Origin of the sequence: Nostoc piscinale CENA21, from assembly GCF_001298445.1 — a bacterium.
Lineage (GTDB): Bacteria > Cyanobacteriota > Cyanobacteriia > Cyanobacteriales > Nostocaceae > Nostoc_B > Nostoc_B piscinale_A.
Genome location: NZ_CP012036.1, coordinates 3,037,911 through 3,059,665 on the forward strand (window position 1 = coordinate 3,037,911; position 21,755 = coordinate 3,059,665).

Here is a 21,755-nt window from a genome sequence, read left to right on the forward strand (position 1 = left end):
TGTTGTAAAGGTGAAATATCTACTACATCTCAAAAGAAACAAACAACTTTAACAATTCACCTTATTCATCAGAATTGATTATGACATCAATAGCAGGTAAAACAGTACTCTTAACTGGAGCATCTGGCGGTATTGGTTCATTTATTGCGCGTGCTTTAGCAAAGGAGAAAGCGACAATCATTGCTGTTTCTCGTTCCCAAGCAAAGTTAGATGAAATTTGTACAGAAATAGAAGCTTTGGGTGGTAGAGGAATTGGCATTGAATTTGATATTAGCCAAGTAGCAGAATTGCCAAAATTAATTCAGCAAATTAATCAAGTCTCAGGTCAAATTGATATTTTAATTAATAACGCTGCTGTTGAAAAATATCGACCTTTCCAGCACTATGCTCTCCAAGATATTCAGTCTACTTTGACCACGAATTTAATTGCAGGTATGGAATTAACACGCTTGATTTTACCAAGTATGTTAGCTCGTAATAGTGGTCATATTGTGAATATTGCCTCTGGTTCTGGTAAAAAAGGAATGCCATACAACAGTATTTATTCAGCTAGTAAAGCAGGATTGATTATGTGGACTGATGCTTTACGCCAAGAGTTAGCTGATACCAATATTGGCGTGTCTGTAGTTTGTCCTGGATATACTGCAACTGGGATGTTTTCAGCTTTGGGAGTACCTGCGCCTAGTTTAGCGCGTGTTGCTCCACCACAAGAAGTTGCGATCGCAATTTTAAACGCCATCAAGCAAAATCAAGCCGAAGTCATTTTAGATGGGTTAGTTTCCAAGCTTTTATTTTCTAATTTCCAGCTTTTTCCTAAATTTGGTGACTTAGTTTTTAAATGGATAGGTGTCACTAAACTCAACAAAAATTGTGCTGAAAAGCAAATGCGAAGTTGATAATACCAATTATATGTGAGATTGCATTTAATCTTTTATCTCTTCTTTCTTTGTGTTCTACCCTTCGGGAAGCCGCTATCGCGTCTATGCGCCCTTTGTGGTTCGTTCTTTAATTCAGTGCATCTTCATACAGAATTGGTATAACTACTAATTTAGTCTGACTCCTGAATTCTAACTTCTGAATTCTTATCCAATTAACAGGTTTACATATCAATGTCGAATAATCATTATGATGTTATCATCATCGGCACTGGGGCTGGTGGTGGAACTTTAGCATACAAGTTAGCTCCTAGCGGTAAGAAAATTTTAGTGCTAGAACAAGGGACTTTTTTTACCTAGAGAAAAAAAACAATTGGGACACCAAACAAGTATTACAAAAAAACTACTATCGTACTAGCGATATTTGGTATGACCAAGATAATAAACCCATCAATCCAGCCGCACATTATTATGTAGGTGGCAATACAAAATTCTATGGCGGTGCGTTGTTTAGATTACGCACAAAAGACTTTGAAGAAGTAATTCATCAAGGCGGAATTTCACCTGCATGGCCATTAAAATATCAAGACTTTTCTCCTTATTACGACCAAGCAGAAAAACTTTACGAAGTACATGGTAAACGTGGTTTAGACCCGACGGAACCACCCACAAATTATGATTATCCCTTTCCTGCTATTAGTCACGAACCTTACGTTCAAGAACTATATTTAGGGCTAAAAAATCAAGGTTTACATCCATTTTATTTACCTCTCGCCATTAAACTCAACGAAGTCAACCGTCATTTAAGTGCTTGCATTCGTTGTGACACTTGTGATGGTTTTCCCTGCATGGTTCATGCTAAAGGTGATGCGGAAGTTAATGGTATGCGTCCAGCGATCGCCTATAATAATCTCACATTAATTACGCAAGCCAAAGTTGTTCGCTTACACACTAGTCCATCTGGCAGAGAAGTTACAAAAGTAGAAGCAGAAATTCAAGGTCAGTCACAAATATTTTCTGGCAATATTGTAGTTTTGGCTGGAGGTGCAATTAATTCCGCCGCATTATTACTCAAATCTGCTAACGATAAACACCCCCAAGGTTTAGCCAATAGTTCAAAACTTGTAGGGCGAAATTATATGGTACATAATTGTGCAGTCGTCATGACCTTAAGCACAAAACCAAACCCTACAGTTTTTCCTAAAACTCTAGCAATAACTGATTTTTATTGGGGTGAACATGATTTTCACTATCCAATGGGCAGCATCCAATCACTGGGTAACATCCATAAAGATAGAATTATCGCCTATGGGCCGCCATTAATGCCCAATATTGTTGCCGAGAAAATAGCGAATCATTCTCTGGCTTGGTGGGTAATGAATGAAGATTTACCCGATGTAAATAATCGGATATCTGTGCAAGATGATAAAATTTTTATTAACTATCAAAATAATAATCAAATAGCTTTTAATCGCTTAATTCAACGCTGGATTACAACTTTAAAATCACTTGACCAAACTGCACCCAATCAACAATTTTCATTACACATCACTCAAAATCTCGGCTTAGATGCTGTCGGTCATCAATGCGGTACTTGCCGTTTTGGCGAAAATCCCCAAACCTCTGTTTTAGATATTAATTGCCGTACCCATGATATTGATAATCTTTATGTTGTTGATGGCAGCTTTTTTCCTTCTAGTGCTGCTGTTAACCCATCGCTCACAATTATGGCCAATGCTTTGCGCGTAGGCGAACATTTATTAGAAAGAATTAAATGACTCTCCAAGAATCAGGGTGTAGGGATGGAAGGGTACAAGGGTCTAAGGGTGTAGGGGTGTAAACTGGATTTCTCACAAGAGAGAAATCCAGGGGTGTGGGTGGATGGTGAAGAAATCTTTCCCCTCTCTCCCCCTCATTTCCCACACTTCCCACACTCCCAACTCCCCAACCCTAAGTATTATTTCCTTCACAAAAAGACACAATTGGGTAGAATTAGTTAAAGCAATCTCTGCTCATCTGAACTAAAGGTCTCAGCAAATCCATGCAACTGAAACTCAGTGCATTTCGTCTACCCTTCGCACCTCTATTGTTAATTGCGCCGTTTTTCCTCTGGGGAACAGCAATGGTCGCTATGAAAGGCGTTATCCCCCACACCACACCACTATTCATGGCGGGTGTGCGCTTGCTACCAGCCGGGGTGTTAATTTTGGTTGCAGCCGCACTGATGGGTAGACCCCAACCACAGGGTTGGAAAGCCTGGTTATGGATTTCTTTATTTGCGTTGGTCGATGGGACTTTATTCCAAGGCTTTTTAGCAGAAGGTTTGGTGCGGACTAGTGCCGGGTTAGGATCAGTGATGATTGATTCCCAACCTTTAGCAGTGGCTTTACTATCACTGTGGCTATTTCAAGAACACATTGGTTTTTGGGGATGGTTAGGACTGGGTTTAGGAGTCACAGGTATTAGCTTAATTGGCTTACCGGATGAATTGATTTTTCATTGGCTGGGTACGCAAGGAAATATCACCATTGGTAATTGGCAAGATTTATTTGCTAGTGGTGAATGGTTAATGCTGTTAGCAGCACTGTCGATGGCTATTGGGACAGTGTTGATTCGATTTGTGACACGTTATGCTGACCCGGTAAGTGCTACTGGCTGGCACATGATTATTGGGGGTTTGCCATTATGGGGAGTTTCGGCTGTGACAGAGTCTCAGCAATGGCAGAATATCATTGCACCCGATTGGCTGGCGTTGGGATATGCCACAGTATTTGGTAGTGCGATCGCCTATGGTTTATTCTTTTATTTTGCTTCTAGTGGTAGTTTAACTAGCCTCAGTTCCTTGACGTTTCTCACACCAGTATTTGCCCTACTGTTTGGTAATATCTTCCTCTCCGAAATTCTCAGTCCGTTGCAATGGATAGGAGTTGCGCTAACATTAATCAGCATCTATCTCATTAATCAGCGTGATAACCTAGCCGGACAGAAGCAAACTCTCAATGTCACCGAAACAACTACGACACAACAGCCACAAGTTTTAGAAGTATCATCAAAAAAACTCAATTCTGTTTCTCTCAAGGTTAGAGAATCTGAAGCCGAAACTTTACCCTGATTTGTGTACATAGCTCAAGTATTGGGGAAGAATAAATAATCACAAAAGTCTGTTAACCATACTTAACATTTAGACATAATAGAGGCTATTGTGGTATGGATAATTTCAAAATCACCTTCAGGCTAAAGCTTGCAATATGAGGCGATGTCCTTCCTCTATCCTGGTATTCATCTGGTTTACTAGTCTGGGTTTTTACCCCAACCGTCCAAGTACAGCCACATCTAACCCTACATACCCAAAAATTGCCCAATTAAATTCCCCCCAGCCCACCAAGCAGGCGGTTTTGAAATTGGGTAGTCAGGGGCTGGAAGTACAAAAATTACAATCTCAATTGCAAGATTTAGGGTTTTACAAAGGGGCGGTAGATGGAACTTACGGTTCTAGTACCCAAATGGCTGTCTCTCAATTTCAAAAAACCAAGGTTTTAAAAAGAACAGACGGAGTTGCTGACCAAACAACTCAGATGAGTCTCAAAGCTGCCATTGTCTCACAAAATCCGTTGCCAACTTCGCCAATTTTGGCATCACCCACCCCAGATACTCAATCTAAACCTCCAGCCAAGTCTAAGAAAAAAGACTTTGTTTGGTGGTCATTGTTAGGAGTGGGAATTTTTGGCAGTCTTGGCGCACTGCTGTTTTTCTTAAAAAGATTGCGTCAGGCCAAGCAAGCCCAAACACCAGAAGATTCTTCACTTCTCGCCTTGAGTCCAGCTACAGAAGAGCCAGTTCACGAACCGCCACCAGAGTTAGAAAGCCCAACATTTAGTCCAGAAACCACTGCACCAGAAACTACATCAGTAGTACCAGCAAAAATTATCCCCGTAGAAAAAACTTCTCGTTTAGCCAAGCTGAATATTGTTGATGAATTAATTAAAGATTTACACAGTACCGACCCAAGCAAGCGGCGCAAGGCAATTTGGGACTTAGGACAGCAAGGAGATTCTCGCGCCATTCAACCTTTACTAGACTTAATGATTGATGCTGATTCACAACAACGCAGCTTAATTTTGGCGGCTTTGTCCGAAATTAGCACCCGTGTTCTCAAACCAATTAACCGGGCTTTGGCTGTCTCTTTGCAAGATGACAGTCCCCAAGTAAGACAAAACGCCATCCGTGACTTAACCCGTGTCTACGATACGATGGCGCAAATGAGTCAGATATTAAGCCACGCACTCGAAGATCCAGATGCAGAAGTACAAGCAACCGCGAAGTATGCGTTAACTCAGATGAAGCGAATGCGTGGCTTGGCGGTTCAACCAAATCTACCAGAAGAAGTTCCAAAAGATTCTGGTAAATCAGGCTTATAAATATTTCAGATGAATCTTGATATCTGTATTTGCACCTGCGACTAGAACCGCAGCTTCGTCAAATTTGGGCGCTCGATTACGAATTTCCGGGTTTTGCGAAAATCCAAAACCTTCCAGGGGAAAACCTATATCACTACGATTTACGGTGAAGTCGTTGTTTTCATCGTGCATGACAGCAACGGCGTAGTTACCTGCTTTTAAGTTTGTAAAAGTGATGGTGACAGATTTTTCTGTGATTTTAGTACATTGTCTTTCTAAAACCCGATCGCGATCGCTCGGAAATCCTTGACTACTGGCAAATATACTGGCGCAAACTTGCCCCTCTGTATTTTTTAAGCCATCAATTTCTACAGTGAGATTACCGTTAAAACTAGCCCTAGCCATCAATGGCAAAGCCAAATTTCCCAAAGCTGCAAGCACGACGAGGCTAACTTTCAATTTTTTGCTCATAAAATTTCTTTCAAAAGAACAAATATTACTACTGTGATGAGTACGTGCAGAGTTATACTGCCATGATTTGATTAAGATTGGCAAGTATATTGGAGGTAAAAATCAGAAATAACTTAGACATAAATCCACCCATAGACCTCTACTTCTGAATTATTCTTCAAAAATAGAAATACTATGGTAATTCTCAACATCGAGAGCTTTATATCACCCACTTGTTTCAGCAGTCAGAGATATTTTTGTTCATAAATAATTTAGGAATGCTATATATTCTGGACAAAATCTGATGAAAGTCTTACAGGGACTTGAATGATAAACTCAGTTCCTTTACCTACAGTAGATAAACACTGTAATCGTCCACCATGTTTTTCAACAACGATTTGATAACTAATAGATAATCCCAAACCTGTACCTTTACCAACTGGTTTAGTCGTAAAAAATGGATCGAACAAATATTTTTGTATCTCTTCGGAAATACCTGTTCCATTATCAATTATCCGAATGTTTACTTGGTGATCATTAATCAATTCTGTACGAATCCAAATAGCTGGTTTGTTTAATAAGCCAGAATTATGATGATTTAACTCTGAATTTTTGACAATTGCCTCTTGTAGTGCATCAATAGCATTAGACAAAATATTCATAAAAACCTGATTTAGTAGTCCAGCGTAACACTCAATTGGCTGAATTTTTCCATATTCTTTGATAATGCTAATTCTTTGACCATTAACTTCTTCTTTGAGGCGACTAGATAAAATTAGGAGCGTACTATCAATACCTTCATGAATATCAACTATTTTTTTCTCAGCTTCATCAAGACGGGAGAAATTGCGTAAAGATTGGACAATTTGCTGAATGCGATCGCAGCCTAACCTCATTGATGCCAACAAATTTGGGAAATCAGATGTAACATACTCTAAGTCTATATCTGAAATCTTATGTTTAATTTTTTTTGCCTGGATCTGGATATTTTTGTTGATACAAACAAATTAATTCTAGTAAGTCTTGAGCGTAACCAACAGCATGAACAAGATTGCCTGCAATAAAGTTAATAGGATTGTTAATTTCGTGAGCAATACCAGCCACTAATTGCCCTAATGCTGCCATTTTTTCATTTTGCAGTAAACGAGTATAGTTATTTTGCAAATCTTGAAAACCAGCTTTAGCAATTTGTGATTGTTCCTCAGCAAACTGTAGATGAGTTAAAGTTAAAGCATAAATTTGAGAGTAGGCTAAGAGTAATTGATGGAAATCAATAAGACCATACTTTCCTGATGTAGCTGCTACTAAAATCGGCTCGTAGGCAATATGTAAGGATCTTTGTAATGCTTTCTGAGTTGCTTCTACAACTGTCGTTTCTCCAGAAATCATCAATAAATCTGGCTGAAGAAAGTTATATAAATTTTCAATGGGTCGGCGCGAAAATAATCCAAAACTATAGGGACGGCTCATGTGTTCAAAAAATTTTTGCCGCGAAATCATACCTCGAAAACCTTGGTTTTTAGTCAAAATAATGCCTGGAAGTAAAGGTTCTTGACTAAAAAGTCTAATTAACTCATCTCCAGGACAATCTAATTCAACCTGAATTTCCCACATAGGTAATTCTTGCAAAGTTGACTCTAACCGCAGATTAAGCTCATTAGTATTTGTCATGCTATGTATAGCAAGCATAAAATCAATCCTTTGCATTTTTTGGATTATATTTCCCAGCTTCGTCCTGAACTATAGTTACAAATTTCAGGTACGAAAAAAGCCAGTATTGCCGTATTTAGTTTTCCCAAATTTTAATAATAAATCTTTACTTTATGTAAAGTTTAAAATTCTGCTAATTTATCTAGTTTTGCAGAGCGATCGCTCTGACATACACAATCAATCTGAATTTATCATCTCTCTAATGTTACTAAACCATCAATTGCTGCTTACTTCTTCAGCAAGATAGCAGAATTTTTCAGATTGATCAGAATAGGTGTCATAAATCTCTGCAAAAAGGAAATTGTTATGAAGAGTATAGCATCTATGGTTGTAGCGGTGCTTGCAAGTACTGCTGTTGGCGGGATTTTATTTTCCAATTTTCCAAATGCTAATCAAGCAAATGGTGAAATTGCACAGCAAAGCCCGTCTCCTAGCCCTACTAGCACACCTAGTCCTACCAGTACACCTACTCCTACTACTACACCTCAAAGTTAATTTATCGTTGATTTTGCAGGATAACTAGAAGGCATAAAGATAAACATTGAATACTTCTTAGAAATCCTCTAAAGTGTGTTTGATCAAAATATCCTCTGCAACAGAGTCGATAATAACGATTGACTCTGTTTTTGTTATGAAATGGTATGAGTGTACATTGCAAAGACTAAAGTATATAGTTGGAGTTCTATTAATTATTGAATTCTGAATCCTGAAAAATCTATTGATGAAATCAGCAATTGTACCTGCACCCTTAAAACCTGGAGATTTATTGCGCGTGATAGCGCCTAGTGGTGCTTTGCGAGAATTTGATGCTTTTAATCAAAGTATAGAAATTTGGCGATCGCGTGGTTACCGGATAGAAATTAGTCCGAATGTTCAGCAAAGTTGGGGCTATTTAGCAGATAAAGACGAAATCCGCCGTCATCAATTAGCCACAGCTTGGTCTGACCCTGATTGCCGTGGGATTCTCTGTGCTAGAGGTGGTTTTGGTAGCACCCGCATTTTAGAAAGTTGGGATTGGCAGAGTAACTCAACAACGCCAAAATGGCTAATTGGATTTTCAGATATTACGGCTTTGTTGTGGAGTTTGTTTAATGTGGGAATTTCTAGCGTTCACGCGCCTGTGTTGACCACATTTACCAATGAACCAGACTGGTCAAAAGAACGACTATTAAATTGGGTAGCCGGAAAACAAATAAACTCACTTAAAGGCTGTGGATGGGGTGGAGGAGTAGTATCGGGAATTTTGCTTCCGGGTAATTTGACAGTTGCAACTCATCTTTTAGGTACACCATTGCAACCCGATTTTACAGGTGTGATTTTGGCTTTTGAAGATGTTACAGAAGCACCATATCGAATTGACCGGATGCTAACCCAGTGGCGGTTGAGTGGAGTTTTATCTCAAGTGCGTGGGATAGTTCTAGGAGGGTTCACCCGCTGCGAACCTCCCACCAATGTACCTAGCTTTAGTGTGGAGGAAGTATTGCGCGATCGCTTGGGTGATTTAGGGATTCCCATTGTCTCAGATTTACCCTTTGGTCACGGCGAAGAAAATGCGGCTTTACCTGTGGGTGTAGAAGTTAGATTAGACGGTGATCAAGGAATATTGGATTTTGTAGGGAGTAGAGAGTAGGTGTTCACACCCTTACACCCTTATACCCTTACACCCATTATTAAAAATGGAGGTTAGCGGACTCGAACCGCTGACATCCTGCTTGCAAAGCAGGCGCTCTACCAACTGAGCTAAACCCCCGTACAATTAAAAATGTAGTCTAATTTGGCTATTTTAAATATTGTACCTAAAAATTGTTCCATTTCCAAAGGAATGAACCAAGAAAATACCCAAATTGTTGCAGCATTTTATAAATTTGTCAGTTTGCCTGACTTTGCCGAGAAACAAGAACCCTTACTGTCTTTCTGTCTAGCACAAGGTATTAAAGGGACAATTTTGTTAGCAGCAGAAGGTATCAACGGCACAATTGCCGGTTCGAGTCAAGGAATTGATGCTGTTTTTGCCTATCTAAGTAGCGATCGCCGTTTAGCAGATTTAGAATACAAAGAATCTTACGCTCAAGCCCCACCTTTTGAACGGATGAAAGTACGCTTAAAGTCAGAAATTGTGACTTTAGGTTTGCCAGAAGTTGACCCCAATCAACAAGTAGGTATTTACGTTACTCCAGCTGAATGGAATAAATTAATTTCCGACCCAGAAGTGACAGTGATTGATACGCGCAACGAGTATGAAGTCAGAATTGGAACTTTTCAAGGCGCAGAGAACCCCCACACACAATCCTTTCGGGAGTTCCCAGAATATGTCCAGCATCACCTCGACCCAAATCAACACAAAAAAGTAGCTTTGTTTTGTACGGGGGGAATTCGCTGCGAAAAAGCTTCATCCTTCCTGCTTGCTCAAGGATTTAGCGAAGTTTATCACCTTAAAGGTGGCATTTTAAAATATTTAGAAGAAATTCCCGCCACCGAAAGCTTATGGAAAGGTGAATGCTTTGTCTTTGATGAGCGAGTAGCTGTGAGTCATAGTTTAGAAATTGGTAGCCATGAATTGTGCTTTTGTTGTGGACATCCAATTTCTGACAAAGATAAAGCTTCTCCTCACTATGAAGAGGGTATTTCTTGTCCCTACTGTTTTGAGCAACTCACGGAAGAAAAACGAGTCCGTCAACAAGAAAAATGGCGACAGTACCAACTTCTGCAAGGTCAGGAGTGATGTTTGTTGAGGTTGGGTGTAAGAGTTTAGGGGTGTAAGGGTGTAAGGGTGTAAGGGTTTTGGATACCTACACCCTGGTTACTGAACGCAGTCGAAGCAGAGGTTATTTATGCTTGAAACACCTGAGAATACTAGCTTCCCACTCCCCACTCAGCACTCAGCACTCAGCACTTTTTCTTATATCCATCAGAAGTATATCTTGCCTATCTTCCGTGTAATTTTTAATTCATACCATTGCCGCATGACGAGATAGTGCAATTCCAGGTATTATCACTACCAAATTTGGTAGATGATGACTTATATCAAAGCTGTTTCAAAAATTTTTGCTTCGGAGTTGTAAAAATGTACGACAAAAGCGACATAGAGATAATGATTGAGAATATGAGTTTATCTGGTGTGCTTAGTATACTTTCGCAGGTCTGTTACGAGAAAGCCGAACATTTAAGAACTAATTGGCAAGACGTAGAAACAGCGAGAACATGGGAGAAAGTTGGTAGAGCCGTTGGTAAAATCAAAATCAAAACTGATTTATAAGTTCTCTTGACCCCAAAAATCGGGTTTTTGTTGGTAGCTGTGACGATACGATGAGTGCAGCAGTTCCCACAAACCCGATTAAATTAAGAGTACTGAATTAAAAGACCGTTCATCTAAGGAGAGTACAAGCTCCGTCTCAGAGCATACCCCTTGCTCCTTGCTCCCCTACCTCTTTTGACACCCTTACACCCATTCTCAACAGCCAAAACTTTGGGTGTAAATACTAAATATATTTAGAAGTCTTGACTTTTTGCGTAATCCCCGACGATATTAGTGTACTAATCAATAGACAATTCTCAATCAAAAGATGAAGTCAGATAGTTAAGTAAAATTAATTTTTGCAAAGTAATTAAAAAAAAAAGTTAATTTGTTATCAAAATCTGGCTCCATCCGTATGATTATACAGGATGATCCTTGTCTATTTCTTTAGTAAGACTTTTAAGGGGTTCCAAAAGATGATGAAGTTAAAATTTGTTGGTGTGATTGCGAGTCTTGCTCTGGTGGGTAGCTTAGTTGCTTGCTCAGGTGCTAATGATCAAGCTGCTCCTGGTAGTTCACCTTCGGCTGCTCCTGCTTCTAATACTGGCGACGCGATGAAGAAAGAAGGCGACGCTATGAAGAAAGACGGTGACGCGATGAAGAAAGAAGGCGACGCTATGAAAAAAGAAGGCGACGCTATGAAAAAAGAAGGCGACGCTATGAAGAAAGATGGAGCTAAACCAGCACCAACCAGCACACCCTAATGTTTGCGTCGCTGAGGATACATTGACTAAAACAACAGTTTTTACATCTTTAATTAAGAAGTTTGTATCCTGAAGCCACTTGTGCATACAAGCATTGCTGAAAAACTTTTTGTAACCGTTCTGGAAAACCATAGATGTAAAGTTGGTAATTTTTTATACGTTGAATTTTAAAGTTAAAAAACTTTGTCAACATAGATAAAAGTTACCAAAGTAATTGATTCATGGGTGCGTTATCTACGCACCCATTTCTCCGAAAAGTTGTTTCGGTATCTCCGTAATCATCCGAAACCAAAAAGTATTCAACTATATCTTCATAACCACAAGGATTGCTTTATGGATAGACATTTCATCAAGCGCCGCCGACTGCTTACCTATCTTGGTTTAGGAGCGATAGGAGCAGGTGGAGTGGCGATCGCGTCTGGATGTTCTGGGAAAAGCATTATTTCCACACCAACTGCGACTCAATCTGCTACCAATACTACTCCGACTGAAAATACCAGCGCCGCCTCACCTTCTAATGCCCAAAAGCTCCCGGAATTCCAAGGCATTTCTCAGTGGCTAAACTCCTCACCCTTAACCACTGCTGACCTTAAAGGTAGTGTGGTGTTGGTGCAGTTTTGGACATTTGCTTGCATTAACTGTCAGCGTACCTTGCCTTATGTCACCCGTTGGCATCAAGAATATGCCGACAAAGGCTTGAAAGTCGTCGGTGTCCACACACCAGAGTTTGCTTATGAAAAAGTGGTCAATAATGTCAAACAAGCTTTGAAAAAGCACAAAATTAACTATGCAGTGCCAATAGACAACGAATTTCAAACTTGGAATGCTTATAAAAATGAATACTGGCCGCATTTGTTTTTAGCCGATCGCCAAGGGGTGATTCGTTACGACCACATCGGTGAAGGTGCTTATTCCGATACAGAACAAATGATCCGTCAGCTTTTAGGATAGATTGAGATGGCAATCACTTCCCTATCAGCCGGGTTAGCAATTGTGGCGGGAGCGTTAACGGTACTGTCACCTTGTGTTTTACCGGTTTTGCCTGTGTTAGTGGGGCGATCGCTGTCTACCCATCGTTATGGGCCTGTGGCCTTAGTAGCGGGTTTAGTGGGTGGATTTGCCACAGCTGGGAGTGTGTTAGGAATTGCCAGCAGTTGGTTAGCTGGGTTGGCTAATACTCTGCGCTATGTGGGCATATTTATCTTATTGCTCCTGGGTGTGTTGGCAATCTTTCCCAAATGGAGTTATTTGCTCCTGAGTTATTTGCAATTGGGCAGAATTAAAAGAACCACAGGAGTAGGATTGGCAGGAGAGTTTTGGTTAGGCACTCAGCTTGGTTTATTGTGGACTCCTTGTGCTGGGCCTGTACTGGGGAGTATTTTAATTTTGGCAGCCAGCAAGCATGAAATTGTTGGGACATTTGCACTGTTATTAGCTTTTGGCGTGGGAGCAGCCTTACCGTTATTGGCGATCGCTTATGCTGGACGTTATGCCAGTCAATCTTTGCTAGGGTTGCGATCGCGCAGTGAAATGTTACATAGAATTGGTGGTGTTTTGGTAGCCGCATCTGCGATCGCTATTCTCTTAGGTTGGGATGTGCAGATTCAACTGTGGTTAGCTCCCATGTTCCCCCGCCTGCCACTGTAAAATCTCTAACAAGCAAATAAGATTTTTGAGGCAGTTTATAAAAACTTGCTAAATTTTCAGGGTTTACCGCTACTTTCAGTGTAGTTAATAGTAACTTCATGGTAAGTTGCAATCATGACTACATGAAAAAATGCAACATCAATCAGCGAAAAATTGAGCGCAGCTACTAATGCAGACTGCGCTCATGTTTCGATGAGTATTGGGTATTGGGAGGCTTTGGCGCTATGCACAGACAATTACTAATTTTGAGTTTGGCAACTGTGGCGATTGTAGGTTGTGCAGCACAGGTAGGGACAAAACCGACAGAAAACTCGACAACCCCAGGAGTGGAAAGCGTTCAAGCCACAGAAACCGCAACTCCCACAACTGCAACCCCAACTACAGTTGTCAAATCTGGTGATTTTGTCAAAGGAGAACATATCACTCAGGGTAATGCCCGCATCATTACCGAAAATGGTAAAACCTTTTTAGAATTTGATCAAAACTTCAAAACCGACAGTGGCCCAGATTTGTTAGTCATTTTACATCGGCAACAGCAACCTAAAATTTACGGCATCACTGAAAAAGAGTACGTCAGTTTGGGGCGGTTACAAAAAACCTCTGGTAGTCAACGCTATGATATATCCGAGAATATCAAGATTGCAGATTTTGCCAGTGCAGTAATTTGGTGTCGGACTTTTAACGCCACTTTTGGTTATGCAGCCTTCAAGTAATCATCTGCCGACAAATTAATCCTTGAACCATCAATATTCATCGGAAATAGATAAATAGTTTTGTAATCATTTTATTACCAGTCTCAATAACGCATAAAGTTGCGAAATAAACCTGATATAAGTATTAGTGAGTAATTTTTCAACAATAAAAATAAGGCAGTAGAACACCTGAGACATTTTAGATTTGAATACAAAAATTAGGATTTTCTATGGCTGCTTCTAAAGCTGGTAAACGTAGCAAACCTCCGGCAGGGCCGAAACAAGAGTTGGCGGCTAAAATCTTTCATGGTCTCAACATCATCAGTTTAATCGTGATGATTGGCAGTGGCTTGCAAATTTATAATGCTAACCCTGTGTTTGGTGGACGAGGTGCATGGACATTTCCCCGGACATTCTTACTCGGAGGATGGTTAGGCGGGGGACGCAATTGGCACTTTGCAGCGATGTGGTTGTTTGCGCTGAATTTATTAGTCTATGGCGTTTATATATTTTGGACGCGACGTTGGGAAAAGCGGTTTGTATCTCAAGGTGACTTGCAAGTTTTACAAAAAGGGCAGAACCCTAAACGCAAAAACTATGCTTGGCATCGGTTAATTTATACCGGGATTGTACCAGTATTAATTCTGGCAATTATCTCCGGTTTGGCAATGTACAAACCCGCCCAACTGCCTTGGTTATCTGGATTATTTGGCAATTGGCAGACCTTAAGAGTAATTCACTTTATTACCGTACCCATAGTTATCATCTTTGTCATTGGTCATTTTCTGCTATCCCAAAAAGTTGGGGGCTATCGTCTGATTAAATCAATGTTTACTTAAAAGAGGTGGTATGGAAGAATTCAAAGTACCGCGTCATCTATTGACGCGCCGCCGCTTGTTGCAACTATCGGGAGTGTCCAGTATGGGTTTACTCCTCAGTAGTTGTGGTACAGGTTTACTCTCAGAGTCAGTGGGTAAATTGACAGAACCACTGAACCTGAAAGTCGGGGAATTATTACTCAAACCCCAAACACCAGTTCCAGAATTTCCCATCAGTGCGATTGAACCAAATGCACTGTTAGTCAATAGCTTTAATGGTACTCCTCAAATTGACACCGATAAATTTCGCCTAATTATTGATGGCGAAGTCAATCAGCCAATGCAATTAAGCATGGCTGATATCCAAAAATTGCCCTTTACCTCAATGGTAATTCGTCATGTGTGCGTTGAAGGTTGGGCGGCGATCGTCCAGTGGGGTGGCGTGCGTTTGAGTGATTTGATCAAACTAGCCCAACCAAAATCTCAAGTGCGTTACGCCTACTTTGAATCTGCTGATACATACTACGAAAGCTGGGACATAGCGTCCACATTACACCCTCAAACCTTGCTGGCTTACCAAAAAAATGGTCAATCATTATCACCAGAAAACGGTGCGCCATTACGTCTAGCCTCTCCCATCAAACTCGGTTACAAACAATCTAAATGGGTAACTCGCGTCACGTTAACTAGTACTCTCAGCAGCAGAAAAGGATATTGGATTGATGAAGGTTATGAATGGTTTGGGGGAATATAGTTTAATTTATGTAAATTCTGCAATAGTAGGAGTATATTTTGATGCCTGTTACCATGCTGCAAAAAATCTGGCTCATATTTCTCACAGCTACTTTTGGGTTAACTGTTCTCTCTCCTACTCAGATTGCCATAGCCCAGCCAAAAAAAAGAACCTCTACTAAGTAATCAGCAAAAGCCTCAAAGAACAGTCCAGTCTGCTAGTCGCCTGAGATTAAATCTACCAACGTCTTTAGGCAAGCCGAATCGCCGAGTACCAGCAGCCACAAGAGGCGGAAGTTGCATAGCCAACAACCAAAAACTCACAGCCTTAATTCCCAAGTACAATACAGCATTAACAACCGTCGGCAATCCCACCTTATATTTCTTGATTCCGCAAAATACTGCGGCTTATCTTGAACTAGTGATTCAAAATGAAGATGACAATGGACAAATAATTTACCAGCAAAAATATCAAACAAATACTAAAGCAGGAATAGTGGGAATTAATTTACCACCAAATACTTTAGTTATGAACCAAAAGTATCTATGGAATTTCTCAATTATCTGTAATCCCCAGAATCCTGCTTTGAGCAAAGTTGTCCAAGGTAATATACAACGTTTTGAAAACCCATCACTGATGAAAAAACTAGCACAAGCTACTTTGCAAGAGCGTGTGCAACTCTATGCAGAAGCTGGAATTTGGCATGATGCTCTTGATACTTTAGCAAGATTGAGAGCCTCAAGGCCAAATGATTTCAAAGTCAAAGCTGATTGGGAAGCATTATTAACAGCACCAGGAGTAGAGTTTGATAAACAACTAGCACAGAAAGCTTTAATTTTCGCAAAAGAAGCCCCAAAACAGTTGTTAAATAATTGAGAAATATTTCCCCATAGCAGAACTTAAGCAGATGATCTCCCTCAAACTACAAAAAATCGGGATAACAATCTTCGCCACTACGGTTGGTATGACGGGCATTTTATCAGTAAATACCGCAGTCGCAAGAGAAAAAATTATCTTTCTTCCTCCGGTTCTTGGTAGTCCACGGAGATTGATACCAGCAGGAACAAGGGCTTATGAACCTCCATTGAACGAGAATGCAAATATAGACATCCAACCACTGCCAGCACCAATAGTAGTGCCTAATAGTCGTGTTAGAGGTAATGGCGGTAACATAAACCAAGATATCCAACCTGATACTGGTGGCGATGCGATGAAGGTTGAAGGCGGTAACGGCGGTAACATAAACCAAGATATCCAAACACTGCCAGCACCAATAGTAGCGCCTCGCGATCGCATTAGAGGTAATCCTGTCGAAAGGACAATTCCGCCAGTGCAGAACACTAACCCAGCACCTGTACCAGTTACAGGCCAGTGTTTGCAAGGTAAAATACCTTTTACAGCCTTAATTCCCGAATCTCAATTAGGATTAACCACAGTTTCCAATCCAAGCTTGTTTTTCTATGTTCCCCAAACTTCTGCACCAGAGTTAGAGTTAGTTGTTCAAAATGAAACTGAACAAGAGGTTTACACACAGAAATATAAACCAAATAACAAAGCTGGCATAATTAGCATACGACTGCCTGTTAATACTTTAGCAGTTAACAAACAATACAAATGGACATTTTCTGTAATATGTAATCCTACAGATAAATCTCAAAATAAAGTTGTAGCTGGCGTAGTGCAACGTGTCCTACCAGATTTGCAACTAGTAAAAAAATTACAACAAGCAAACCGACAAGAACGTGCTGTTTTGTATGCAGCAGCAGGTATTTGGCATGATGCCTTGGCAACTGTGGCACAAAGACGTTATTTATTTCCAAATAATCCAGAAATAGCATCTGATTGGCAAGAATTGTTAACTACACCAGGTATCCGCTTAAATCAAAAAATCGTCCAGCAGCCTTTAATTTCTCCGCCAGAAGCATTACAACCCAACAACAAGCATAACTTTTAAGCTCTAACCCACAAGTACATAACTATGAACAACCTTTTACCACGAAAATTGTTGTCTACTGCAATCTCGGCAATTCTCGGATTAGCAATTGTCAGTTCTTTAGTACCAGTACAAGCAGAAGTAAAGATTAATTTACCAGACTTAGGTAAAGGCCCTGGTAGAAGAGTTCCAGGAGGTTCTCGCGGGGTAAATTGTGTTGCGAAGAATCAGTATTTGACTGCTATTGTGCCAATTTCAAATATTGGCTTAACCACTGTAGCTAACCCTACCTTATATTTTTATATCCCGGAAAATAAAGCACCGGAAGTAGAATTAGTAGTTCAAGATGACAATGAGCAAGAGGTATACAAACAAAAGTACAAACCCAATGGTAATGCTGGTGTAGTTGGTGTTAGCCTCCCAGATAATACTCTTGCTAAAGGTCAAAAATATCGATGGAATTTTTCAATTATTTGCAATACTCAAGACCGTTCTTCGGATAAGTTAGTTCAAGGAACTATCCAACGGGTTGACAATCCACAGTTGATGAGTAAAGTAGACAAAGCTTCTTTACCAGAACGCTTGAAACTTTATGCTGATGCTGGCATTTGGCAAGATGCTCTAAATACTTTGGCACAGTTACGCTACTCTAGCCCTCAAGATTCAGCACTCAAAGCGGATTGGGTAAGTTTATTAACCGCAGATGGCGTAAAATTAGATACTGAAGTGGCTGAAGCACCATTAGTTTCAGAAAAAAATCTACTGCAACCAATTAATCACACCTCAGAAGTGACTACACCTTAATTCCAAGCAAGACTGAAACTTCATCATCACATTAACTGTAGGGTGCATCAGCAGCGATAATTCCCAAGAAATCTAGGAATTTTTCAAATCTGACGCACCCTAAAAATTTATAACGTGCATACTCAGAGAATGTTCTCCCTATTAACAATTGTGGCGGTAGTGCCAGCATTGTTTATTAGAGGAGAATACTATGACAACACAATTCTATTCTCAGTTAATTGCCTCCTCTCTGGCATCTGGATTAATTGCTTTAGGTTACTCTGTACTTGGGTTCCATACCGCAACAACTCTTACTAATATGACTTCCACATCTGAAATTAATCACGCATCATTAAATCAGATGTCTGCGTCTCATATAAAATCAGAGTTTATGTTAGATGGGGGTTTTCCTGAGCGACTAGTTGTTGGTGGTAGTCGTTAGTCAGCCTAGGAGACTTGGCATCAGGACTTACGCACAAAGATTGCCTGTTAAGAATGGGTGTAAGGGTTTTGAATACCTACACCCTTAGATTGTTTCTTCCTGACGTGGTTTAATCAATCTTTCTGTCAGTGATTTAATCACAATGTACAAAACAGGAACAACAAACAAACTTAAGAATGTCGCAATTAACATTCCACCAAATACGGCTGTTCCTAAAGATTGACGACTACCTGCACCTGCACCGGTGGCTACAGCTAAGGGAAAAATACCCAAAAGTGTAGAAAAAGCCGTCATCAAAATTGGACGCAACCGTTCTTGAGAAGCTTCAATTACAGCCTTGGTAATTGATAGCCCTTGTTCTCGTAATTGGTTAGCAAATTCTACAATCAAAATCGCATTTTTACTTGCTAGACCAATCAACATGACTAAACCAATTTGACAATATACATCGTTAGGAAAACCCCGCATTGATTGTGCTAACAGTGCGCCAAAAATTGCTAAAGGCACTGACAGCATAATAATTAAAGGGTCGATGTAGTTTTCATATTGAGCAGCTAGCACTAAGAACACAAAGACCAATCCTAAGCCAAAAATCAATGGTGCTAAACCACCAGAGGCGAGTTCTTCTAAAGATGTACCTGACCACTCGTAGCCATAACCAGGGGGTAAAACTTGTTGTGCTACCTGTTCCATTTTTTGGATAGCATCTCCAGAACTAAAGCCTGGGGCGGCGGCACCATTGATTTCAATGGAGCGGAATAGATTATAGTGGTTGATGGTTTGCGCTCCGGTGGTGGGAGTAATTTTCACCAAATTACTCAACGGAATCATCTCATTCCTGCGGGAACGGACGTAGAGTTTGCCAATATCTTGGGGGTTAGAACGAAACTGTTCATCAGCTTGGACATATACCCGATAGTTTCGCTGCTGGAGGTTGAAGTCGTTGACATATTGCGACCCCAAGGCAGTTTGTAGGGTAGTAAAGATATCATCTACGTTAACTTGCAGGGCGTTGGCTTTGTTTCGGTCTACTTCTACAAGTAGCTGGGGTGTATTGGCGGCAAAAGTGGTGAATACAGCTTTTAGTCCGGGGGTTTGATTGGCACGACCCAGCAATTGACCCATTGTTTGCACTAGGTTATCTAAGCCGCCGTTACCTCTGCGGTCTTGGAGTTGAAAGGTAAAACCACCAAAGTTACCCAAACCTTGAATTGCTGGTGGGTTCACTGCAAAGACTCTGGCTTCGGGAATGGCGAAAAACTTACCTTGTAGTTTACCGATGAGGGCTTGGACTGTCTGATCTGGTCGTTCCCGCTCTCCCCAAGGTTTGAGGGTAGTAAAGATAATACCACTGTTGGCAGTACTTCCACTGAAACCAAAACCGCCAACTGCAAAAGTTCCCACGATTTCGGGAAGTTGCAAGATTTCTTTTTCAACTTTGGACATAACATCGCTGGTGTATTGCAGCGATACTCCTTGTGGCCCTTGAATAATGGTGATGAAGTAACCTTGGTCTTCGTCGGGAAGGAAGGCTGTCGGGACGCTGGTATACAACCAAGCAGTTAATCCCAAAGAAACAATAAATAGACCAATAACTACACTTTTAATGCGTGAGAGAAAACCAAGCGATCGCTGATATCCTTGTCTTACCCACTCCAAAAATCTGTTAATATGTCCAAAAATCCAGCCAAGCCAACCAGTAGGTTTTTGTCCTTGGCGTAGTAGCAAAGCACACAACGAAGGTGTTAACGTCAGAGCGATAAACGTAGAAATAGCAATGGAAAAGGCAATTGTCAGCGCAAATTGCTGGTATAGTGCGCCTGTCGTTCCCGGAAAAAACGCTACCGGGACAAACACCGCCATCAATACCAAGGAAGTCGCAATTACAGCACCAAACAACTCCGCCATCGATTCACTAGCGGCGCGGCGGGGATTGATGCCTTTATCTTGAATAAATCGGCTAATTTGCTCCACTACAACGATCGCATCATCTACCACCATCCCTGTTCCAAGAGTCAAACCAAATAAGGTCAAACTATTAATCGAAAAATTAAAAGCTTTAACAAAAGCAAATGTCCCCACTAAAGAAAAGGGAATCGTTAGTGCCGGAATCAGTGTAGTTCGCCAGTTTTGTAAAAACAAGAAAATCACAATCACAACCAGCACTACGGCTTCAAACAGAGACTTAACTACTTCTGCTAACGACTCTTCGACAAATATAGTTGTGTCAAAAGCGACTTCATATTTTATCCCTGGTGGAAAACTCGGAGCCAATTCCGCCATTGCAGCTTTCACACCCTTGGCTACATCCAAGGCGTTACTCCCAGGCACCTGATTGATACCCAAGCCAACAGCATCTTTACCCCGATATCGCAGAAATGTGTTGTAATTTTCTGCCCCTAGTTCGGCACGACCAACATCTTTAAGTTTGACTAAAGTGCCATCATCTTCTGTTTTCAGAACAATTTCTTCAAATTCTGAGGGTTCTGTAAGTCTGCTGGCAGCACGCACATCAATTTGATATTGTTGTCCCTTGGGTGCAGGTTCTTGACCAATTCTGCCTGCACCAACTTGCAAGTTTTGTTGTGCCAGTGCTGTGGTAACGTCATCTGTTGTTAGTCCGCGTGTCGCTAACCGATTGGGATCTAACCACAGGCGCATAGCATAACGGCGTTCACCAAAAATTCTGACCTCTCCAACGCCTTTGACTCTCTTGAGTGCATCTGCTATGTACAAGTCAGCATAGTTACTCAAAAACGTGTTGTCATACTCGTTATTTTCGGTATATAAACCTATGCCCAAAAGAATATTGCTGGATTGCTTGCTGACTCTAACTCCTGTACGCTGCACGACATCTGGTAATTGTGCCTCAGCAATAGAAACCCGATTCTGCACATCAACAGCAGCTAAGTCTTTATTTCGTGAAGCATCAAAGGTAATTGTAATATTGCTTGTACCGTCGTTGCTGCTGCTGGAGGTCATATATTTTAGACCTTCAACACCATTAATCTGTCTTTCTAAGAGATTAGTAATACCGCTTTCTACAACTTCGGCACTGGCTCCACTATAGTTGGCTGTAACGTTAATTTGTGTAGGACTAATATCTGGAAATCGCGCAATGGGTAGTGTGGGAATACTAATTAATCCCACCAGCAGGATAATGACCGCACAGACCGTAGCAAACACAGGTCGCTTGATGAAGAAATCAACAAACATAATTAAAAGTGTGAAGTGTAAAGTATGAAGTATGAAGTATGAAGTTTCAGACTTCATACT

20 protein-coding genes, 1 tRNA gene and 2 pseudogenes are annotated in these 21,755 nt (G+C 40.7%); 18 read left to right on the forward strand and 5 right to left on the reverse strand.

The genetic code is table 11. The features are described 5' to 3' along the window. Window positions 1-80 precede the first annotated feature (80 nt). The 4 genes and pseudogenes from ACX27_RS13120 to ACX27_RS13135 all read left to right on the forward strand — a co-directional run bounded on the left by ACX27_RS13120 (window position 81) and on the right by ACX27_RS13135 (window position 5,293). A complete protein-coding gene (locus ACX27_RS13120; protein ID WP_062293028.1) occupies window positions 81-896 on the forward strand; it encodes an SDR family NAD(P)-dependent oxidoreductase in 816 nt (271 codons plus the stop codon). Between the two features lie 213 nt (window positions 897-1,109). After that, window positions 1,110-2,653, forward strand: a pseudogene (locus ACX27_RS13125) (GMC oxidoreductase). A gap of 263 nt (window positions 2,654-2,916) precedes the next feature. Continuing rightward, window positions 2,917-3,987, forward strand: coding sequence for a DMT family transporter (locus ACX27_RS13130; protein ID WP_062293031.1), 1,071 nt, complete (start codon window positions 2,917-2,919; stop codon window positions 3,985-3,987). 136 nt (window positions 3,988-4,123) lie between these two features. Then, the gene (locus ACX27_RS13135; RefSeq protein ID WP_062293034.1) at window positions 4,124-5,293 is read left to right on the forward strand and encodes a HEAT repeat domain-containing protein; all 1,170 of its coding nucleotides are present in this window, start codon (window positions 4,124-4,126) and stop codon (window positions 5,291-5,293) included. Here ACX27_RS13135 and ACX27_RS13140 read toward each other — a convergent pair. Both ACX27_RS13140 and ACX27_RS13145 read right to left on the reverse strand, forming a co-directional pair. After that, window positions 5,288-5,743, reverse strand: a complete 456-nt coding sequence (locus tag ACX27_RS13140) for a DUF2141 domain-containing protein (protein WP_062293037.1) — start codon at window positions 5,741-5,743, stop codon at window positions 5,288-5,290. The two genes, ACX27_RS13135 and ACX27_RS13140, sit on opposite strands and share 6 nt — an antisense overlap. A 260-nt stretch (window positions 5,744-6,003) precedes the next feature. Beyond that, window positions 6,004-7,411: pseudogene (locus ACX27_RS13145) on the reverse strand (sensor histidine kinase). Window positions 7,412-7,738: 327 nt separating this feature from the next. Between ACX27_RS13145 and ACX27_RS31695 the strand changes: the two are divergent. After that, window positions 7,739-7,927: a hypothetical protein gene (locus tag ACX27_RS31695; RefSeq protein ID WP_144427451.1), complete on the forward strand. Its 189-nt coding sequence runs from the start codon at window positions 7,739-7,741 to the stop codon at window positions 7,925-7,927. Window positions 7,928-8,153: 226 nt separating this feature from the next. Further along, window positions 8,154-9,062: a S66 peptidase family protein gene (locus tag ACX27_RS13150; protein WP_062293040.1), complete on the forward strand. Its 909-nt coding sequence runs from the start codon at window positions 8,154-8,156 to the stop codon at window positions 9,060-9,062. A 47-nt stretch (window positions 9,063-9,109) separates the two neighbouring features. Here ACX27_RS13150 and ACX27_RS13155 read toward each other — a convergent pair. Further along, window positions 9,110-9,182, reverse strand: a tRNA-Ala gene (locus ACX27_RS13155). 72 nt (window positions 9,183-9,254) lie between these two features. Here ACX27_RS13155 and trhO point away from each other — a divergent pair. The 8 genes from trhO to ACX27_RS13195 all read left to right on the forward strand — a co-directional run bounded on the left by trhO (window position 9,255) and on the right by ACX27_RS13195 (window position 15,342). Further along, complete coding sequence (trhO, locus tag ACX27_RS13160) at window positions 9,255-10,154, forward strand: oxygen-dependent tRNA uridine(34) hydroxylase TrhO (RefSeq protein ID WP_062298322.1); 900 nt, start codon at window positions 9,255-9,257, stop codon at window positions 10,152-10,154. 342 nt (window positions 10,155-10,496) lie between these two features. Next, the gene (locus ACX27_RS13165) at window positions 10,497-10,688 is read left to right on the forward strand and encodes a hypothetical protein (RefSeq protein WP_062293044.1); all 192 of its coding nucleotides are present in this window, start codon (window positions 10,497-10,499) and stop codon (window positions 10,686-10,688) included. Window positions 10,689-11,143: 455 nt separating this feature from the next. Continuing rightward, a complete protein-coding gene (locus ACX27_RS13170) occupies window positions 11,144-11,431 on the forward strand; it encodes a hypothetical protein (RefSeq protein WP_200929941.1) in 288 nt (95 codons plus the stop codon). Between the two features lie 333 nt (window positions 11,432-11,764). Further along, on the forward strand, window positions 11,765-12,382 hold the full coding sequence (locus ACX27_RS13175) for a thioredoxin family protein (protein WP_062293048.1): 618 nt from the start codon (window positions 11,765-11,767) through the stop codon (window positions 12,380-12,382). Between the two features lie 6 nt (window positions 12,383-12,388). After that, entirely contained in the window at window positions 12,389-13,078 is a 690-nt protein-coding gene (locus ACX27_RS13180; RefSeq protein WP_062293050.1) for a cytochrome c biogenesis CcdA family protein, read from the forward strand. A 224-nt stretch (window positions 13,079-13,302) separates the two neighbouring features. Continuing rightward, window positions 13,303-13,791, forward strand: coding sequence for a DM13 domain-containing protein (locus tag ACX27_RS13185; protein WP_062298326.1), 489 nt, complete (start codon window positions 13,303-13,305; stop codon window positions 13,789-13,791). A 209-nt stretch (window positions 13,792-14,000) separates the two neighbouring features. Then, the gene (locus ACX27_RS13190) at window positions 14,001-14,609 is read left to right on the forward strand and encodes a cytochrome b/b6 domain-containing protein (RefSeq protein WP_062293053.1); all 609 of its coding nucleotides are present in this window, start codon (window positions 14,001-14,003) and stop codon (window positions 14,607-14,609) included. A gap of 10 nt (window positions 14,610-14,619) precedes the next feature. Continuing rightward, complete coding sequence (locus ACX27_RS13195) at window positions 14,620-15,342, forward strand: molybdopterin-dependent oxidoreductase (RefSeq protein ID WP_062293056.1); 723 nt, start codon at window positions 14,620-14,622, stop codon at window positions 15,340-15,342. Between the two features lie 176 nt (window positions 15,343-15,518). On the opposite strand, the gene ACX27_RS33765 is transcribed toward ACX27_RS13195, so the two are convergent. Further along, window positions 15,519-15,695, reverse strand: coding sequence for a hypothetical protein (locus ACX27_RS33765; RefSeq protein ID WP_235526621.1), 177 nt, complete (start codon window positions 15,693-15,695; stop codon window positions 15,519-15,521). On the opposite strand from ACX27_RS33765, the gene ACX27_RS13200 reads away from it, so the two are divergent. The 4 genes from ACX27_RS13200 (at window position 15,652) to ACX27_RS13215 (ending at window position 18,479) form a co-directional block, all read left to right on the forward strand. Then, complete coding sequence (locus tag ACX27_RS13200) at window positions 15,652-16,197, forward strand: DUF928 domain-containing protein (RefSeq protein WP_235526664.1); 546 nt, start codon at window positions 15,652-15,654, stop codon at window positions 16,195-16,197. The genes ACX27_RS33765 and ACX27_RS13200 overlap by 44 nt on opposite strands. A 31-nt stretch (window positions 16,198-16,228) precedes the next feature. Then, window positions 16,229-17,275, forward strand: a complete 1,047-nt coding sequence (locus ACX27_RS13205) for a DUF928 domain-containing protein (RefSeq protein WP_062293062.1) — start codon at window positions 16,229-16,231, stop codon at window positions 17,273-17,275. A gap of 24 nt (window positions 17,276-17,299) precedes the next feature. Further along, window positions 17,300-18,058: a DUF928 domain-containing protein gene (locus ACX27_RS13210; protein ID WP_062293065.1), complete on the forward strand. Its 759-nt coding sequence runs from the start codon at window positions 17,300-17,302 to the stop codon at window positions 18,056-18,058. 190 nt (window positions 18,059-18,248) lie between these two features. Continuing rightward, entirely contained in the window at window positions 18,249-18,479 is a 231-nt protein-coding gene (locus ACX27_RS13215; RefSeq protein WP_062293068.1) for a hypothetical protein, read from the forward strand. A gap of 84 nt (window positions 18,480-18,563) precedes the next feature. Here ACX27_RS13215 and ACX27_RS13220 read toward each other — a convergent pair whose 3' ends face one another. Continuing rightward, on the reverse strand, window positions 18,564-21,695 hold the full coding sequence (locus tag ACX27_RS13220) for an efflux RND transporter permease subunit (RefSeq protein ID WP_062293071.1): 3,132 nt from the start codon (window positions 21,693-21,695) through the stop codon (window positions 18,564-18,566). Window positions 21,696-21,755: the final 60 nt, after the last annotated feature.

Excerpts from the sequence above, each read along its gene's own strand:
- ACX27_RS13195 (WP_062293056.1), top strand. The coding sequence starts at position 14,620 with ATGGAAGAATTCAAAGTACCGCGTCATCTATTGACGCGCCGCCGCTTG.
- ACX27_RS13215 (WP_062293068.1), top strand. The coding sequence starts at position 18,249 with ATGACAACACAATTCTATTCTCAGTTAATTGCCTCCTCTCTGGCATCT.
- trhO (WP_062298322.1), top strand. The coding sequence starts at position 9,255 with ATGAACCAAGAAAATACCCAAATTGTTGCAGCATTTTATAAATTTGTC.
- ACX27_RS13175 (WP_062293048.1), top strand. The coding sequence starts at position 11,765 with ATGGATAGACATTTCATCAAGCGCCGCCGACTGCTTACCTATCTTGGT.
- ACX27_RS31695 (WP_144427451.1), top strand. The coding sequence starts at position 7,739 with ATGAAGAGTATAGCATCTATGGTTGTAGCGGTGCTTGCAAGTACTGCT.
- ACX27_RS13150 (WP_062293040.1), top strand. The coding sequence starts at position 8,154 with ATGAAATCAGCAATTGTACCTGCACCCTTAAAACCTGGAGATTTATTG.
- ACX27_RS13120 (WP_062293028.1), top strand. The coding sequence starts at position 81 with ATGACATCAATAGCAGGTAAAACAGTACTCTTAACTGGAGCATCTGGC.
- ACX27_RS13130 (WP_062293031.1), top strand. The coding sequence starts at position 2,917 with ATGCAACTGAAACTCAGTGCATTTCGTCTACCCTTCGCACCTCTATTG.
- ACX27_RS13205 (WP_062293062.1), top strand. The coding sequence starts at position 16,229 with ATGATCTCCCTCAAACTACAAAAAATCGGGATAACAATCTTCGCCACT.
- ACX27_RS13135 (WP_062293034.1), top strand. The coding sequence starts at position 4,124 with ATGAGGCGATGTCCTTCCTCTATCCTGGTATTCATCTGGTTTACTAGT.
- ACX27_RS13210 (WP_062293065.1), top strand. The coding sequence starts at position 17,300 with ATGAACAACCTTTTACCACGAAAATTGTTGTCTACTGCAATCTCGGCA.
- ACX27_RS13190 (WP_062293053.1), top strand. The coding sequence starts at position 14,001 with ATGGCTGCTTCTAAAGCTGGTAAACGTAGCAAACCTCCGGCAGGGCCG.
- ACX27_RS13170 (WP_200929941.1), top strand. The coding sequence starts at position 11,144 with ATGATGAAGTTAAAATTTGTTGGTGTGATTGCGAGTCTTGCTCTGGTG.
- ACX27_RS13140 (WP_062293037.1), bottom strand. The coding sequence starts at position 5,743 with ATGAGCAAAAAATTGAAAGTTAGCCTCGTCGTGCTTGCAGCTTTGGGA.
- ACX27_RS13180 (WP_062293050.1), top strand. The coding sequence starts at position 12,389 with ATGGCAATCACTTCCCTATCAGCCGGGTTAGCAATTGTGGCGGGAGCG.
- ACX27_RS13220 (WP_062293071.1), bottom strand. The coding sequence starts at position 21,695 with ATGTTTGTTGATTTCTTCATCAAGCGACCTGTGTTTGCTACGGTCTGT.
- ACX27_RS13165 (WP_062293044.1), top strand. The coding sequence starts at position 10,497 with ATGTACGACAAAAGCGACATAGAGATAATGATTGAGAATATGAGTTTA.
- ACX27_RS13185 (WP_062298326.1), top strand. The coding sequence starts at position 13,303 with ATGCACAGACAATTACTAATTTTGAGTTTGGCAACTGTGGCGATTGTA.